14 protein-coding genes and 1 pseudogene are annotated in these 15,121 nt (G+C 69.1%); 5 read left to right on the top strand and 10 right to left on the bottom strand.

What is annotated here, in order from left to right; all coding sequences use genetic code 11:
- Positions 1 to 73: 73 nt before the first annotated feature.
- Positions 74 to 934: a helix-turn-helix transcriptional regulator gene (locus ACFYR3_RS32405; protein WP_355855703.1), complete on the top strand. Its 861-nt coding sequence runs from the start codon at positions 74 to 76 to the stop codon at positions 932 to 934.
- Between the two features lie 93 nt (positions 935 to 1,027).
- Here the strand turns inward: ACFYR3_RS32405 and ACFYR3_RS32400 are convergent, their stop codons facing one another.
- Positions 1,028 to 1,774 (bottom strand): TetR/AcrR family transcriptional regulator, encoded by a 747-nt coding sequence (locus tag ACFYR3_RS32400; protein WP_355855706.1) that lies wholly within the window; start codon positions 1,772 to 1,774, stop codon positions 1,028 to 1,030.
- Between the two features lie 90 nt (positions 1,775 to 1,864).
- Here ACFYR3_RS32400 and ACFYR3_RS32395 point away from each other — a divergent pair.
- Positions 1,865 to 2,735, top strand: a pseudogene (locus ACFYR3_RS32395) (NAD(P)H-binding protein).
- A 499-nt stretch (positions 2,736 to 3,234) separates the two neighbouring features.
- On the opposite strand, the gene ACFYR3_RS32390 reads toward ACFYR3_RS32395, so the two are convergent.
- Positions 3,235 to 3,789, bottom strand: a complete 555-nt coding sequence (locus ACFYR3_RS32390) for a dihydrofolate reductase family protein (protein WP_389285490.1) — start codon at positions 3,787 to 3,789, stop codon at positions 3,235 to 3,237.
- 504 nt (positions 3,790 to 4,293) lie between these two features.
- Between ACFYR3_RS32390 and ACFYR3_RS32385 the strand changes: the two genes are divergently transcribed.
- Positions 4,294 to 4,611, top strand: coding sequence for a hypothetical protein (locus ACFYR3_RS32385; protein WP_356784926.1), 318 nt, complete (start codon positions 4,294 to 4,296; stop codon positions 4,609 to 4,611).
- Positions 4,612 to 4,629: 18 nt separating this feature from the next.
- On the opposite strand, the gene ACFYR3_RS32380 is transcribed toward ACFYR3_RS32385, so the two are convergent.
- The 3 genes from ACFYR3_RS32380 to tnpA all read right to left on the bottom strand — a co-directional run bounded on the left by ACFYR3_RS32380 (position 4,630) and on the right by tnpA (position 7,045).
- Positions 4,630 to 5,643: an NAD(P)H-dependent glycerol-3-phosphate dehydrogenase gene (locus tag ACFYR3_RS32380; RefSeq protein ID WP_355855717.1), complete on the bottom strand. Its 1,014-nt coding sequence runs from the start codon at positions 5,641 to 5,643 to the stop codon at positions 4,630 to 4,632.
- Positions 5,640 to 6,107, bottom strand: a complete 468-nt coding sequence (locus ACFYR3_RS32375) for a hypothetical protein (RefSeq protein WP_355855720.1) — start codon at positions 6,105 to 6,107, stop codon at positions 5,640 to 5,642. Before ACFYR3_RS32375 ends, ACFYR3_RS32380 begins: the two co-directional genes overlap by 4 nt.
- A 509-nt stretch (positions 6,108 to 6,616) precedes the next feature.
- Positions 6,617 to 7,045 carry an IS200/IS605 family transposase gene (tnpA, locus tag ACFYR3_RS32370; RefSeq protein ID WP_355855723.1) on the bottom strand — a complete coding sequence of 143 codons (429 nt, stop codon included), beginning with the start codon at positions 7,043 to 7,045 and terminating at the stop codon, positions 6,617 to 6,619.
- A 92-nt stretch (positions 7,046 to 7,137) separates the two neighbouring features.
- On the opposite strand from tnpA, the gene ACFYR3_RS32365 reads away from it, so the two are divergent.
- The gene (locus ACFYR3_RS32365; RefSeq protein WP_389285523.1) at positions 7,138 to 8,349 is read left to right on the top strand and encodes an RNA-guided endonuclease InsQ/TnpB family protein; all 1,212 of its coding nucleotides are present in this window, start codon (positions 7,138 to 7,140) and stop codon (positions 8,347 to 8,349) included.
- A gap of 78 nt (positions 8,350 to 8,427) precedes the next feature.
- Here the strand turns inward: ACFYR3_RS32365 and ACFYR3_RS32360 are convergent, their stop codons facing one another.
- Positions 8,428 to 8,796 (bottom strand): VOC family protein, encoded by a 369-nt coding sequence (locus tag ACFYR3_RS32360; protein WP_389285487.1) that lies wholly within the window; start codon positions 8,794 to 8,796, stop codon positions 8,428 to 8,430.
- Between the two features lie 338 nt (positions 8,797 to 9,134).
- Here ACFYR3_RS32360 and ACFYR3_RS32355 point away from each other — a divergent pair, with 338 nt between their 5' ends.
- Entirely contained in the window at positions 9,135 to 9,806 is a 672-nt protein-coding gene (locus tag ACFYR3_RS32355) for an SUMF1/EgtB/PvdO family nonheme iron enzyme (protein ID WP_355855732.1), read from the top strand.
- Between the two features lie 300 nt (positions 9,807 to 10,106).
- Here the strand turns inward: ACFYR3_RS32355 and ACFYR3_RS32350 are convergent, their stop codons facing one another.
- From ACFYR3_RS32350 to ACFYR3_RS32335, 4 genes are all read right to left on the bottom strand, one after another.
- Positions 10,107 to 10,721 (bottom strand): dihydrofolate reductase family protein, encoded by a 615-nt coding sequence (locus tag ACFYR3_RS32350; RefSeq protein WP_355855735.1) that lies wholly within the window; start codon positions 10,719 to 10,721, stop codon positions 10,107 to 10,109.
- A 185-nt stretch (positions 10,722 to 10,906) separates the two neighbouring features.
- On the bottom strand, positions 10,907 to 11,440 hold the full coding sequence (locus ACFYR3_RS32345) for a hypothetical protein (RefSeq protein WP_389285485.1): 534 nt from the start codon (positions 11,438 to 11,440) through the stop codon (positions 10,907 to 10,909).
- Between the two features lie 588 nt (positions 11,441 to 12,028).
- Entirely contained in the window at positions 12,029 to 14,374 is a 2,346-nt protein-coding gene (locus tag ACFYR3_RS32340; protein WP_389285483.1) for an ABC transporter permease, read from the bottom strand.
- Positions 14,371 to 15,114, bottom strand: coding sequence for an ABC transporter ATP-binding protein (locus tag ACFYR3_RS32335; protein ID WP_355855744.1), 744 nt, complete (start codon positions 15,112 to 15,114; stop codon positions 14,371 to 14,373). Before ACFYR3_RS32335 ends, ACFYR3_RS32340 begins: the two co-directional genes overlap by 4 nt.
- Between the last annotated feature and the right edge of the window lie 7 nt (positions 15,115 to 15,121).

The following is a 15,121-nucleotide window of genomic DNA, read 5'->3' as shown; positions in this document are numbered from 1 at the left end:
TAGGGGAGCGGAGCGTTCATCCTGGGAGAGCCGCTCCCTGGATCGGTCCTCCCGCTGCGAGGACGATGGGGACATGCAACGTGACGAGCTCGCCGACTTCCTGCGCCGCCGCCGCGAGGCGATGCGCCCGGCCGAGGTCGGCATCGCCGAGGGCCCGCGGCGCCGCACAGCCGGCCTGCGCCGGGAAGAGGTGGCCGCGCTCGCCGGCATGTCAGTGGACTACGTCGTACGCCTCGAGCAGGGCCGCAGCAGCCAGCCCTCGGTCCAGCTGCTCGGTGCGCTGGCCCGGGCGCTGCGCCTCTCCGAGGACGAGCGCGACCACCTGTTCCACCTGGCCGGCCACCAGCCCCCACCCGCCGACGGAGTGGCCCGCCTGGCCCGCGCCGGCCTGATCCGCATGCTCGACCTGCTCGGCGACACCCCGGCCCTGGTGCTGTCCGACCTGGGCGAGATCCTCGCCCAGAACCGGGCATCCATCCTGCTGACGGGCGACCACACCGGCTTCTCCGGCGACCGGCGCTACGTCGCGTTCCGCTGGTTCACCGACCCCGCGGCCCGCGCCGTCTGCCCGCCCGAGGAACAGGAACGCAACGCTCGCCAGCTCGTGGCCGACCTGCGTGCGGCCGCCGGCCGCCGGCCCGGCGACTCCATGGTCGCCGGACTCGTCGACCGGTTGCAGGCCGCGAGCGCTGATTTCCGCCGGATCTGGGCGGAGCACGAGGTGGCGGTCCGGCGCGCCGACCGCAAGACCTTCCAGCACCCGAAGGTGGGCCGCCTGCTGATGGACTGCGAGACGCTGGTCACTCCCGACCAGGGCCAGCAGTTGCTGGTGCTCACCCCGGCGAACGCCGAGACCCGCGAGCGGCTGGAGCTGCTGCGGGTGATCGGTATCGAGGAATTCTCGACGGGGGCAACGGGCCCGACGGCACGATGAATCGGCCGGTCATGGGGCACCGGCTCGGTATTCGGCGGCGGCTCGGCATTCGGCGGTCAGGTCGACGGGGTGGCGTCCAGGAGCCATAGCGCCTCAGCCGTCGGAGGCGATGCGGTCGAGCCACTCCCTCAGCAGATGTTGTTCCGCGCCGCTGAGGATGGTCTGTTCGGACAGCGCGGCGTGCAGGGCGCGGGCGGCGCCTGCGGGGCCCGTGTCCTGCACGGCCGGCTCTTGGCTGGTTACGGCGGCGACCATGGACTCCCGCAGGACGGTCAACAGGGCTGGATTGCGCCGGTCTTCGGGCAGGGACAACCAGGTGAGCACCGCGCCGCGCGCTGTGGCATGGATGATCTGGGCCGCGAGTTCCTCGTCGACGCGCAGCCAGCCGCCCACGGCGAGGCGCCGGATACGGCCCATGAGGATTTCCATGCCGGCCTTGAAGGCGGCCGACGTGGCCCTTGTGGGCTCGCTGTACATCAGCGTGTAGAGCGCGGGATTGGCCAGACCGAACTCGACCGCCAGGTCCCAGCCGGCCCGCAGGTCCTCGATGGGGTCCTGTGGGTCGGGGTCGACGTGCTTGGCCGCCAGAAACGTGACGAAGCCATGCTCGGCCACCGCTTCGAGCAGCCCTTCCTTGTCGCCGAACAGTCGGTAGATGGCCGGCGGCTGCAGGTGTGACGCGACCGCGACCGCGCGGGTGGTGACCGCGTCGCGACCCTCACGCGCCAGCAAGTCGGCGGCGGCCTCAATGATCCGCCGGCGGGTCTGCTCGCGCCCTGCGGCTGCGGTGTCGGATTCGACGGCGGAAGCACCGTCCCCGACGCGTGAACCTGGTGACATGTATCAACGATACAACATGAGCGTTTCCGGCGTTATTATCGGTGATACGCTAAATCTGATTCCATTGGAACCAGATCGCTGGAGTGCAACATGATCATCGTGACCGGCGCCACCGGACAGCTCGGACACCAGATCGTCGAAAGGTTGCTGACACGCGTGCCGGCAGGCCGAGTCGGCGTCAGTGTCCGCGACCCACAGAAGGCGAAAGCACTCGCCGACCAGGGGGTACGGGTGCGCCAAGGCAGCTTCACCGCCGCCGCCGACCTCGCGCACGCCTTCGAGGGAGCCTCCCAAGTACTGATCGTTTCTGTCGACAAGATGGGCGAAGAGGCCGTGCAGCAGCACCGCGCCGCCATCGATGGAGCCGTCGCGGCAGGTGCCCGCCGCATCCTCTACACCAGCCACATGGGTGCCGGCACCTCGTCGCATTTCCAGGCTTGCCGCGACCATGCCGCCACCGAGGGAGCACTGCGCGCTTCCGGCGTGCCGTTCACCTCGCTGCGCAACGGCTTCTATGCCGCCAGTGCGGTGCAGTTCCTCGGTCATGCCATGCAGTCCGGCCAGGTGGCGCTCCCCGCGGACGGACCGGTCAGCTGGACCTCGCATGCCGACCTCGCCGACGCGGCCGCCGCCATCCTGGCCGACGAAGGCTGCTTCGACGGCCCTACGCCCCCGCTCACAGCAGCACAGGCGCACCTTCGACGACATCGCGGGTATCGCCACCCAGGTCACGGGCCGCACCATGACGAGGACCACCGCACCCGACGACCAGTTCCGGCAGCAGTTGGTGGGGCGCGGTGTTCCCGTCGAGGCAGCAGACCAACTGCTCGGCATTTTCGCAGCCAGCCGCGCCGGCGAATTCGCCGCCGTCGACCCGACACTGGCCACCTTGCTCGGCCGCGAACCCACCGCCCTGAGTACGGTCCTGCGTGAGCAACTGCCGAACGGCGACAGGCACTGACGGGACATGAGTTCGTAAAGCTGGTGCTTCTTGAGTCGCCAACAGGAGGCGTCGGGTGCCCAAGGCCGGAAGGAGCGGCGAGGCCGTGGCGGGCGGGCTCGACAAGGAAGTTCCGGGAGCCGGGCCGGCCCGGGCGCTTGCCTGGTCGGTCCGCCAGACCGGACGAGGCTTCGACTGCTCGGCCGGCCTTGTCCGAGCGCGGTCGTCGAAGCCCGCTGGAGTCAGCAGGCTGTCGATGGACTCCAAGTACCCCAAGTACTCCACGTACTCCAACCGGAGGGTTGGATGGTGTCCGGCTCGGCTTCGGACGCGGATGGAGAGCCGGTTACGTGCCGGCATCTGTCTTCGGGCGGCTCAGGAGAACGCCACGCGCGCAGGCAGGTTTTGCTGGGGCACGTCATTGGCGTTGTCCACCGGTCCGAGGATGCAAGAGCAGTGCGTCGGCAGTTCGTGCCGGTAGGGTTCGTGTCCGTTGTCGAATTGCCTGTCCCGCTCGCGATTACGGTGCGTAGGTGAGTGTGACGACGCCGGTCGAGCTCGGCGTTGCGGCCATGAACCGCAGCGAGCGCGGCAGCGCGGTGTCGAAGAGTCGTTTTCCCGTGCCGACGACGACGGGGTGGACGTTGAGGTTCAGTTCGTCGATCAGGTTGTGCTGAAGCAGGGTTCGCATCAGGGTGAAGCTGCCGTACATGATGATGTTGCCGCCGGGCTGCTGCTTGAGTTTCGTGACGGTCTCTGCGGCTTCACCGGTGAGGGCGGTGGCGTTCCACGGCAACGGGCCGCTGAGGGTGTTCGTGACGACGGCCTTGGGAAGGTTGTGCATCGCCTCGGCGTACGGTCCGGTGTTGTTCGACCAGGCTTTCTCGAGGATCTCGTAGGTCGCCCGCCCCAGGAGGAAGGTGTCGCTGGCCAACAGGGCGTCGGTGGCCCGCTGGCGCGCGATGTCGTCGAAGTACTCCAGTGCCCAGCCGCCGCGTTCGGTCTCTCCGAACCCGCCCGGGTCCTGGACCACACTGTCGAGTGTGACGAATGCTCCCGCGATGAGCTTGCGCATGATGGTCTCCGTCCTCGGGCCGGTCGTTCCGGCCTTGTGTATGAAGACTGGGGTCAACTCCTTAAGGAATCGGTAGGCGCATTCAGGTTGGTCAAGGCGTTCGTGGCAGCCCCGGCAGGAACGGTCGCGCCGTGATCCCCGCCTACGGCTCGGACACCTGGGGTCCATCGGGCATCGCGACCACCAGCAGCCAGTGGACCGTGCCGGACGGGCTTGAAGGGGATGCCGAGCCGGGGCATCGGCCTGCGTATACGGGGCGCGAGTGGCGTTCGTCATGACGGGGTCCACTTCAGTCCCGGCGAGGGGCCCGAACTGCCGAGCCGCGCACGCGAAGCTCGCGGGGCTTCGGAGTGTTGACTGCCGCTGGCTGTCGTCTGCTGGTCACACGAGGTGATCAGCCGTCGATGGCTCCGTCCGTGTGGTGTTGTGCTGCGGGCGCAACCGGGCTGGTCCTTGCGGTGCTCTGGAGAGGTAGTTCGTACGTCACCTGGTGAGGAGACAGAGATGACCCCCTGGAACAGTGAGAGCCTCGGTTCCCATGCCTTCGTCGACCCCTATGCCGCATCGTCCCGGGACGGTGCCTGGCCGGTTCCGGACCAGCCCTGCGATGACATCGACGCCTACCTGCCGGCGCCCGACCCCGCCCGCCGCCTGGGCTACACCCTCGACCCGCACGACCGGCGACGCCTCGACCTGCATGCCACACTCACCGCCGCGGGCATCCCGCCGATGCCCGAAGACCGTGCCGTCATCGACCAGATCAGCGCCCTGCCCGCAGACGTCAACAACGTGCTCCAGCGCTGGCTGCACCACACCCTGTAGCCCCTGAGGGAGCGAGGGTCAGCGCTCGGGTTTGGGGGGACGTTGCATCAGCATGGTGGTTGCCTGGTCGAGGGTGACTCTCTTGTGCAGCAGAGCGGAGATCACTTCCGTGATCGGCATTTCGACGCCGTGAGCGTGGGCCAGGGCCAGGATCGCCTCGGCGGACTTGACGCCCTCGGTGGTCTGGCGGGTGGCGGCGGTGGCTTGTTCGACGCTCAGGCCGTTACCGAGGTGGGTGCCGAAGGTGCGATTGCGGGAGAGCGGGGAGGTGCAGGTGGCCGCCAGGTCGCCGAGGCCGGCAAGCCCTGCGAGGGTCGCCGGTTGGGCGCCCAGGGCCACGGCCAGCCGGGTGGTCTCGGCCAGCCCGCGGGTGACGAGCATGGCTGCGGCGTTGTCGCCCAGGCCCATGCCGGAGGCGATGCCGACGGCCAGGGCGATGACGTTCTTGACCGCGCCGCCCAGCTCGCAGCCTGTCACGTCGGTGCTGGTGTAGGGCCGGAAGTAGGGGGTGTGGCACGCCTGTTGGAAGCGGCGGGCGGCGTTCTCGTCGGGGCACGCGATGGTGGCGGCGGCGGGTCGTCCGTCCATGATCTCGCGGGCGAGGTTGGGACCCGACAGTACGGCGACCCGGTCCGCGCTCACGCCGGTCACCTCGGTGATGACCCGGCTTGGCCGTTCCCCGCTGCCGAGTTCGATGCCCTTCATCAGCGACACGATCACGGTGTCGGGCCCGATGTGCGGTGCCCACGCGGCGAGGTTGGTGCGCAGGGACTGTGCGGGGATGGACAGTACGAGATATTCCGCGCCGTCCAGCGCGGCGGCCGGGTCGGTCGTGGCCGTCAGGGAAGCGGGCAGCTCGACGTCCGGAAAGTAGCCGGGGTTGCGGTGAACCGTGTTGATCGCGTCGGCGATCTCGCAGCGGCGGGCGTGCACGATGACGGTGCTGCCGGCATCGGCCAGGACTTTGGCGACGGCGGTGCCCCAGGATCCGGCCGAGAGCACGGCCGCGCGCGCGGAACGGTGCTGGCTCACCGGGCGGTCCTCTCGCCGGACGCGGGCCTGTTGTCGGGGCGGCGGACGATCTCGGATGATCCAGCCGTGCTGGTGCGTGAGTTGCAGGATGACGGCGGCCTTGAACCCGGTGGGACCGGGCGGTCCGCGTGTGGCCGGCCGAGGCTCGAGAGCGCCCGCGCGCGCAGAACCGGATCGCCGAGTTCCGGCGGCGGCCGCCACTGCGCTGCTCCGGCCTCCACGGTCTGCGGCTGCAGGGTGACGGGGGCGAGCTGAGGGATGCGCAGGACGTCGTCGCCGGCGTGGTTGATGACGACGCCCGAGGGAGTCACGAGGCGGCCTTCGAACTGCCCGCGGACTGTGACGCTTTGGCCGACGCCAGGGCCGATCCGGTCGAGGAGCGGCTGGAGCAGCGCCTGTTCATCAAGGTGCCGGCGCAGGTGGGCCGACACGACGGCCCGTCGGTGCGAGGCGGGAACGGTCATGTCTCACCTCGTCATCTCTTCGCGACTCGTTGAGCGCGGTCGCGCGGTACTAGCGGGCGTGTCGCGGGCCTGAGCGTGCCAAAACCTACCGACTCGGCTCCTCGGAGCGGTACGAATGGCACGAACACCACTCACACGAGTGGCCGGGCTCGAAGATCCTGATGCCAGCGGCTGGGGTGACCGTTCACGGGTTCGCCGTCCCGGCCGCTACTCCTGTCAGAAGGCAGATCAAGCCGGATTGGCCGGCGCCCAATTCTGGGCTGGTGCACGGTAATCCGAGAGTCGTTTCCTCGGATCTCCGGTTTCGGGTTTCGGGTTTCGGCCCAGGGAATCGGCCGCAATACCGCGGCCGACCCTGAGCCTTACGGCCGACTCGGATGGTCCGGATCCCGATGTCAGATCTCTACCTCTGATCTTGGCCGGTGCTCCGCCCTTCAGGGCGGGGGTGAAGGCCATCCTTGGCCCGGAGGCGCGAAGCGCCGGAGTGCTCTGCGCCTCAGGGGTGACGGTCAGACGGGGCGCTGCTGGTTTTCGATGTACTGCTTGACGACGGTCAGGGGTGCCCCGCCGCATGATCCTGCGAAGTAGGAGCCGGACCAGAAGTGTCCACCCCACAGGTACCGGCGGACGTGGCTGTCGTACTCCTGGCGGAGTCTGCGCGAGCTGACGCCCTTGAGGGAGTTGACCAGCTTGGAGAGCTGGACTTTGGGCGGGTAGTGCACGAGCAGGTGGACGTGGTCCTGTTCGCCGTTGAACTGTTTCAGCTCGGCCTCGAAGTCGGCGCAGACCTCCCGCATGATCTCTTCTGTGCGGGTCAGCATGGCGTCGGTGAACGCCTTCCGCCGGTACTTCGTGACAAAAACCAAGTGAACGTGCAGGTTGTAGACAACATGGCGACCGGTTCTGAAATCGGGATTAGGGTTCCAGCGCGGTGACATAAACCAACGGTAGGCTCTCGATTGTGAGTCACAACACCCTGGTCAAGCGGCAGTTCGGGCACCGTGCCCGGCTCGCGCTGTCGCCTGCCGGGATGTTGAAGACAGACGACCAGGCGCACGCGGCCCGCACGATGTGGAACCTGCTGCACGCGTGGTGGCAGATGATGCCGAAGGAGAAGCGGACACTCGCGAACGCGGACGCCGCGATCCGACAGGCCCGCGAGGACATCGACTTTCTCGCCGTCCTCCCCGCCCAGGCCGCGCAAGCGGTACTCAAGACGTACTTCCAGGCGTGGAAGAACTGCTGGGAGGGCCGCGCCGACGCCCCGAACTTCAAGGGCCGGTTCCGCACGGTGATGTCCGTGGACATCCCGCAGGGCCGGGACCTGAACATCACCCGCGTGCACCGCCGCTGGGGCATGGTCAACATTCCCAAGGTGGGCCGGGTCCGCTTCCGGTGGACCAAAGACCTGCCCGTAGGCAAGCGTGCAGGCGCGGAGAACCGGATCACCGGGGCACGACTGATCAAGGACGCGCTCGGCTGGCACATCGCCTTCCGTGTTCAGACCCTTCAGGTCAAGCCCGATCCCCACCAGGGACCGGACGTCGGCATCGACGTGGGCGTCACCGTGCCCATAGCCCTTTCGGACGGCGAAACGTACGAGCACGACGCATGGCTGACCGGCAAGGAGAAGGCCAAGCTCCTGCACTTGGAGCAGCGTGCCGCGCAGCGTAAGCAGCACCGCAAGCCCGGCGAGCGCACCAGCCGCCGACTGCACCGCACCTATGACCAGATCGCAGGACTGCGCGCGAAAGCCAAGCGCCGGGCCCTGGACTGGCAGCACCAGACGACCACCGCCATCGCCAGGCAGTACGGCACCGTCGTGGTCGAAGCACTCAGCATCACGAACATGGTCAAGTCCGCCAAGGGAACGGTCGAAGAGCCGGGGAAGAACGTTGCCCAGAAATCTGGGCTGAACCGCTCCATCAGCGGCGAGGCATGGGGCCGTACGGTCACCATGCTGGCGTACAAGACTGCCCGGTTCGGCGGCACTCTGAACAAGGTCCCGGCCCCGAACACATCCCGGCGCTGCTCAGCATGCGGTTTCATCACGCCCGGGAGCCGGGAGAGCCAGGCCGTGTTCGTGTGCAGGAACCCGGACTGCGGCTGGTCGGGCAACGCCGACCACAACGCAGCCCGGAACGTCTTGCACCTGTACCGGATGGGCCTCGCGCTCGTCCCGGCTGCCGGGAGGGCAGTCGTCAGGCGCGCGAAGCGCGTCAAGCCCGCTGCCGCGAGGTAAGCAGGAATCTCCCGGCTTCAGCCGGGAGAGCACTTCAACGCAGGTAGTTCACGACCAGCCCATGCCCCCGGAACAGCGTCACCGGGCCGGGATCGGCTGAGTGAGGTTCACCGGGTTGCCGTCCGGGTCCTGGATGTGGGCGACGCGCTGTCCCCAGGGCATGTCGGTGGGGCCGCCGTGGACCGAGCCGCCCAGCGCCGCCACCCGGCCGAGCGTCTCGTCGACGTCGTCGACACTGATGCTGAGCAGCATCCGCGGTGCCGCCCCGGTCTCCGGGGTCGTCTTGGCCACCAGCCCGAGGTCGGTGTCGCCGATGCGCAAGCCGAGGTAGAAGGCCGGGCCTTCCGCCGGTACCCGGAAGATCTCCTCAGCCCCGAACAATTTCGTATAGAAGCCGAGCAGAACGTCCTGGTCGGCAGTCAAGATCACTGGCTGGATGGTGGACATGGCACTCCTGTCGAGAACGGTCGTGTCGCTGGGTAGACCGTTCGAGGTCGGTCAACTCATCGGCAAACCACCCCGCCGGACGATTTACACCCCAGACTGCCGCCCACGACCAGCACGAGCACCCCGGAACGAGGTCACGCCAACCCGCTGCCCAGCCACTTCAAGATGGCGGAGCTTCAATGTCGACAAGATCAACCAAAAGGCAAATCCAGCGCTGAGCTGCACCGATACCGTCCTCGTTGCCTCGTTGCCTCGCGTCACGCGGTCTCCCTTGTCGCGGGCGATCTGTTTCGGCTCTGCCGCTTCGCACTGGCAGGTCTCGGTAGGATTCCCTGATCATGGACGTGATGACCGGGAGCGAGATGATCGCCATTCCGCCGGGGCAGGTGACGCTGTCGGACCGGCGGACCCAGCGCAGTTGGTCGGTCGAGGTTGCGCCTTACCAGCTCGCGGCATTCCCGGTCACCCAGGCGCTGTACGCCCAGGTCGCAGGCCAACGGCCGAGTACCGCCCATGGGGACCAGTTGCCCGTCGAGTGCGTCTCCTGGTGGGACGCGGCGCGGTTCTGCAACGCCCTGTCCCAGTACGACGGGATCACGCCCGCGTACCACTTCCATGCGGACGGCGAAGGTATCGAGTGGGACGTGTCCGCCGACGGGTACCGACTGCCGACCGAAGCCGAGTGGGAGCACGCCTGCCGTGCGGGTACGGCAGGACCGCGCTACGGGGAACTCGACGAGATCGCTTGGTACCGCGGTAACTCGCACGAGCGCATCCACGAGGTGGGCGGCAAACGCCCCAACGCGTGGGGGATTCACGACATGCTCGGCAACGTCTGGGACTGGTGCTGGGACGTGTACGACGCCGAGGTCTACGGCACCTACCGGGTGCTCCGTGGCGGTGGTTGGTTCGATGAGCACTGGAGCTGCCGGGCCTCCGCGCGGCGCCGCAGCCACCCGACCTTCCAGGTCGACGACGTCGGATTCCGCATCGCGCGATCCCTGGTGTGACGACCGGTCCATGTCCGTCCTCAGACGCAATGTCCGCCGATGGAACAGCCCGGGGGACTCGATCATCTGAGACTTCGAGCGAATCGGACCCGCTCGAATCAAGCCGTCACTCGACGTGTGCGCCCCTTGCCATCGTCCACGAAGACGGACAGACAGCGTTTTGCCCCCGCGCACGCGTCGACGGCGTACCCGAATCCCCGCGCCCGCGGCAGGGACAGGTAGCCGAGCCCGGCCTTCCCGGCACTCTCGCCCTACCAGGGCGCCGATGACAGCTCGATGGGAAGGTCCGCAACGATGCCGTCAAAGGACGTCGTACGTCAGGTGTGTCGCGGTCGATGTCGAGGTCACGCTCCGTTGCACCAGCGTGCGCGGCGGTCCGCCGGTGAACAGTGGCGTCCCGGCGCCCAGCATGACGGGCGCGAGGTGCAGGGACAGCATGTCGACCAGCCCTGCGTCGAGCGCCGAGCCGATCGTGGCGCCGCCACCCATGAGGACGACGTCGAGGTCCGTGCCGCTGGGTGACGACGCCGCTTCGGCGCGCTCGCGCGCGGCGGTGATGGCGTCGGGCAGACCGGTGGTGACGAACGTCCAGTCGAGGTCGGTGAGCCGCACCGACTTGGGCGGCGAGCTCGTCACGACGACGAACGCGGGCTTGCCGACCTCCCCGGCGCCGTAGCCGGACCTGTCGTCCCAGCCGTTCGGCCCGTCGACCAGGTCGAAGAGCCGGCGGCCGAGGACGACGGCGCCCGAGCGAGCGGTCCCCTCGCGCAGGACCCGGCCGTCGTCGGGGTCGTCGGAAAACGCCCAGGTGTGCAAGGCCTCGCCGCCCGTACCCAGGCCGTTGTCCGGGCCGGGGTCGGGCCCGGTGACGAATCCGTCGAGGGAGACCGAGATGTCAGCGATGATTCGAGTCATACCAGGGCAGACCCGATCCGCCTCCCGAACTCATCGCTCACGCGTGAAGCGTGTCTGGGCGCGAACCCGATAGCCCGGGAGCAGAGGGTGCCTGATCGGTGTATCCGCCCCGGGGCAGACCGGCGAATGGGCCCTACAAGAAGGGGGCGCCCGATAGCCAGCCAGCGGGAGGGATTCGGCAGGACTCAGATACGGGGCCAGTCCTGGCCTGCGGTCACCTCGCGTGTGGTGCGATGCCACTGGGTCTTCCCGCCGGGCAGGGGCCAGGCCCAGTTCGGCTGTTTCGCGGTGTGCAGGTCGCGGAGGACGCGGGCGAACCGTGGGCCGGTGGTGGCGGCGCCGTCCGGGACGGTGTGGCCGTGGAGGGCGCGGAGTTCGGCGAAGCGGGCCAGTTCGTACTCGTAGGAGTCCACGGCCTCATCGATGCGCGCGGCCAGGTCGTCGCGCCGCAGTGTGCGGTGCAAATGCAGCAGCGGAGGCTCGACGGACTCGGCGATCGCCGCTGTGAGCCGGGCATGACCGTCCAGGATCAGATGGCAGTCCAGGCCGCTGACCCACCACAACAGGACGGGTGGGAGCGTTCCTTCCCGGGCCTGCTTGCGGTACGCCTTGACGCGGCTTTCGTCGGCGTCGGGCATCGGCCGCAGCGGCAGGACCTCCCACGATCCGGAGTGGACGAACCAGTCGATGTATCCGTCCGGGTGGCCTTCGACGAGCATCGAGCTCCAGTACTGGGCGTGCGAAGTGTCAGCTTGGCGCCAGCGCTCGAACGGACTCTCGTGCGAGAGCAGTGCAGCGGGCTGTCCGGCGAGTTCATGAGGTACTGCGCGAAGCGGTGAGCCCACCGTTCCGGGCCGCCCGCCAGAGCGCGCCCCACATCGGCGCGCAGCGGCGGGACGAAGGAGCGGTACTCGTCGGTGCGCCAGAAGTCCACGCCCTGGAGCTGCTCGTCGACAACGGCGAGCAGTACAGGCCGCGACAGTTGGGAGACCAGCAGTCGCGCGTCGGCACTGAACACGCACAGTCCCGGCAGGCGGCGGGCCTGTACGTCCAGGCACAGGCCCGCCCAAGTGCCGTCGTCCCGAGTGATATCGCTGCGCTGCATGTCGAGAGCGTAGACGGCTGCCTCCGCGCTTCGTTGAACGCGGACGGAGCAAGGCGACGAGCGGCCTGGCCGACTTCAGAGATCCCCATCAGCTGCGGATTTCAGAGATTCCCATCCGCTCGGGGCAACACCAGGACGGCCAGGTGGGGGGCATAGGACGCGTAACGTCCCGGAAGCCCTTTCTTCCGATGCGGCGCCGCCGTCACTCGGTGTGCAGGACTCGGGCGATGGTCTGCCGTGCCGCCGCACGCGCCGGAATCACCGCGCCCAGTGCGGCGATCGCCACCCCGGCCAGGGCCAGCAGCGCCATCGACCCGGGATGCCACACGTCCAGCATCCGTGCGGGCAAGGCGAGATGGGCGCTGTGCTCGGTCATCGGGATCACCACGCGGTAGGCCGCGACTCCCAGCGGCAGCCCGAGGAGCCCGCCGACCAGACCCAGCCCGGCCATGGACACCACCATCATCGCCGTGACCTGCCGCGGCGTCATGCCGATCGATTTCAGCATCCCCAGGTCGCGCCGCCGCTCCCGACTGCTCAGTACGACCGTGTTGAACACCCCCATCGCGGCGACCACCGTCAGCATCAGGGTCAGCACGGACGCGGAACCGATCACCGTCAGGGCCCCGGCGTTCACCGATGTCTTCGCGTCCGGGTAGAGCCCGGGGTCGGCGGCCCGAACGGCCTTCATGTAGGCGCTGACATCGGCTCCGGGGGTGAGCCGCACCCAGTACTGGTTTGCCTGCGCACCCGGTGCCAGGGCGGTCACCGTCCCCCAGTCCGCGCGCATCCAGTCCGCCGGCCCGGACATGACCTCCCCGACCAGGGTGACCCGTTCCTGCCGACTGTCCGCCGCGCCCAGCACGAAGGAGTCACCGAGCCGCAGACCGTGCTTGGCCAGGAACCTGCCGGAGGCCACCACCTCGCCGGGCCCGCGCATCCAGCGGCCCCTGGCCAGGTCGTCCTGCAGAGCCGACCGGCCCCCGCGATCGCCCTCGAGCGATACGTCCTGGCTCTGGCCGGGCAGCCGCACGTCCGCGTAGCCCACGCCGGACACGTCCGCCGCGTGCGGCAGTCCGCGCAACAGCACCTGGGTCGCGGCGTCGCCGTGCTCGGGGGCGGTCTGCCCGAACCTGGTTTCCCCTCGCCAGACGATCACCTGAACCTTGCCGGCGCCCTCGACCGCGTCGCCGTAGGAGACCATCGTGGCCGACAGGCCGGTGGCGAATGTGACCGTCGCCACCCCGAGCAGTACCGCGCAGACGGTGAGCAGCGCCCGCCCGGGCCGTGCGAAGGGCAGGCCGAGGCCCAGGGTCACCGGGCGCGGCAGCCGCACCCCGGTCAGCCACCGCTGCACCGCGAGCCCCCGTCCGCCGGCGGGCGAGCTGCCCGCGCTGATCGCCCGTGCCGCGGACATCCGGTGCGCGCGCAGAGCCGGGATCAGCGCGGCCAGCGACACCACGGCCGGCATGCCGAGCACCGTGGTCGCGTACACCCAGGAGCCGATCGTCGGCGTGACGTTCACCGTGCTGAGGTCCGCGCCTTGAAAGACCTGGTGCAGCAATGGTCGCGCCACCACTGCGCCCAGGGCCGTGCCGATCGCCGCGCCCGCCACCGCGGGGACGCAGACCATCACCAGGTAGACCGCGACCACCTGATTGGGCGTGAATCCAAGGGACTTGAGCACGCCGATGCGCCGGAAGCCGGACACCACGGCACCGCTCACCACATTGGCCACGATGAGGACCGCCACCAGCAGGCCGAGGATGCCGAAGGCCATGAGGAACGGTACGAAGGCATCTGGTTTGGCCGCGAGTTGTGCCTTCAATGTGAGGTATGACTGCCTCGCGATCAGTGATCCGGACGGCAGGCCGCCGGTCACCACTGCGGTGTCCGCCGTGATCTGACGGGCTGTCCCAGCCCGGTCGAACCGGTACAGCATCTGGTACGTCGTCGGGTGCAGGGCCGTGATCTGCTGCGTGGAGACCCATGCCTGCGCTGTTCCGCTGACGCTGGACGCGAGGCCGACGACGGTCAGCGGCCGCAGTCCGGGCAGCTGGATCCGCTTGCCGATCGGCGAGTGCGGGCCCTTGCCCATCCCGGGTGCGTCCGGGAACGCCAGGACGATCTGGCCGGGGCCGGTGGCCCAGTGCCCGGCGAAGAGGTCGAGGTGGTCGACGGGACCACCGGGCTCCGCCCGCCCCACCACGCTCAGCGGGCCGGGCCCCATCCCGGGCATCTCGGACGCCGCGTTCTGCGGCATGTCGACCACGGCCTGCGGGAACGGTCCGGCCGAGGCCCGCACGCCCGAACGGTGCGCGGTCCGTGCCAGCTCCGCGCCGGAGACCTTGGCCGCGTCGAAGGTGGCGATGACGTGCGCGCCGTGTGCCTGGCCGAAGATCCGGTCGAACGGTCCGGACGCGACGTCCAGCAGGCCCAGGGCGACCACGAGGGCCATGCTGGAGACAAGGACCACCGCCCCGATCACGGAGGTCTGCAGCCGACGGCGACGCACGGCCGCGCGCGAGGCGCGCCACACCGCGCTCATGCCGACCGCTCCAGGGTCCGCTCGCCGGTGATCCGGCCGTCCGCCATCGTCACGAGGCGGCTGGCGCAGCGCGTCGCCAGTCGCTGGTCGTGCGTCACCAGAAGCAGGGTCTGGCCGAGTTCGTTCAGGTCGATGAGCAGGTCCATCACCTGCTCGCCCGAGTGGCTGTCCAGCGCGCCGGTCGGCTCGTCGGCGAGCAGCAGCGCGGGACGGTTCATCAGCGCGCGGGCCACCGCGACCCGCTGGCGCTCGCCGCCGCTCAGCGCGGCGGGGTAGACGTTCCTGCGGTCGGCGATGCCGAGTTCGTCCAGCAACTCCAGGGCCCGGCGCCGGGCCTGACGGGCCGGCGTTCCGGTGAGCTGGGCGGCCAGGGCGACGTTGTCGATCGCGGGCAGGTCGTCGATGAGGTTGAAGAACTGGAAGACCATGCCGATCCGGCGGCGCCGGAAGAGCGCAAGCCCTGTCTCGCTTACCCGGCCCAGGTCCTCGCCGTGCACGCGGACCGAGCCGGAAGTCGGCCGGTCGAGGCCGGCGATCATGTTGAGCAGGGTGGATTTGCCGCAGCCGGACGGCCCCATCACCGCCACCGCCTCTCCGGCGCCGATCTCCAGCGACACCCCGTTCAGGGCGACGGTGTCGCCGTAGTCCTTGCGCAAGCCGCTCACCCGCACGACGTCCGGGTCGCGCACGGCGGTGGGGCCGGTCCCGGGGGCCGTACCGCTGATGTCTTCGGTGCTCATGGCAGGG

Source organism: Streptomyces sp. NPDC005784 (genome assembly GCF_042871525.1).
Classification (GTDB): Bacteria; Actinomycetota; Actinomycetes; order Streptomycetales; family Streptomycetaceae; genus Streptomyces.
The sequence above is the reverse complement of the archived record's forward strand: the minus strand, read 5'-3'. Positions and strand labels throughout refer to the sequence as shown.

What these genes read in the sequence shown, in the direction of transcription:
- ACFYR3_RS32405 (WP_355855703.1), top strand. Translation starts at nt 74, where the DNA reads ATGCAACGTGACGAGCTCGCCGACTTCCTGCGCCGCCGCCGCGAGGCG.
- ACFYR3_RS32400 (WP_355855706.1), bottom strand. Translation starts at nt 1,774, where the DNA reads ATGTCACCAGGTTCACGCGTCGGGGACGGTGCTTCCGCCGTCGAATCC.
- ACFYR3_RS32390 (WP_389285490.1), bottom strand. Translation starts at nt 3,789, where the DNA reads ATGCGCAAGCTCATCGCGGGAGCATTCGTCACACTCGACAGTGTGGTC.
- ACFYR3_RS32385 (WP_356784926.1), top strand. Translation starts at nt 4,294, where the DNA reads ATGACCCCCTGGAACAGTGAGAGCCTCGGTTCCCATGCCTTCGTCGAC.
- ACFYR3_RS32375 (WP_355855720.1), bottom strand. Translation starts at nt 6,107, where the DNA reads ATGACCGTTCCCGCCTCGCACCGACGGGCCGTCGTGTCGGCCCACCTG.
- tnpA (WP_355855723.1), bottom strand. Translation starts at nt 7,045, where the DNA reads ATGTCACCGCGCTGGAACCCTAATCCCGATTTCAGAACCGGTCGCCAT.
- ACFYR3_RS32365 (WP_389285523.1), top strand. Translation starts at nt 7,138, where the DNA reads ATGTTGAAGACAGACGACCAGGCGCACGCGGCCCGCACGATGTGGAAC.
- ACFYR3_RS32360 (WP_389285487.1), bottom strand. Translation starts at nt 8,796, where the DNA reads ATGTCCACCATCCAGCCAGTGATCTTGACTGCCGACCAGGACGTTCTG.
- ACFYR3_RS32355 (WP_355855732.1), top strand. Translation starts at nt 9,135, where the DNA reads ATGGACGTGATGACCGGGAGCGAGATGATCGCCATTCCGCCGGGGCAG.
- ACFYR3_RS32350 (WP_355855735.1), bottom strand. Translation starts at nt 10,721, where the DNA reads ATGACTCGAATCATCGCTGACATCTCGGTCTCCCTCGACGGATTCGTC.
- ACFYR3_RS32345 (WP_389285485.1), bottom strand. Translation starts at nt 11,440, where the DNA reads ATGCTCGTCGAAGGCCACCCGGACGGATACATCGACTGGTTCGTCCAC.
- ACFYR3_RS32340 (WP_389285483.1), bottom strand. Translation starts at nt 14,374, where the DNA reads ATGAGCGCGGTGTGGCGCGCCTCGCGCGCGGCCGTGCGTCGCCGTCGG.
- ACFYR3_RS32335 (WP_355855744.1), bottom strand. Translation starts at nt 15,114, where the DNA reads ATGAGCACCGAAGACATCAGCGGTACGGCCCCCGGGACCGGCCCCACC.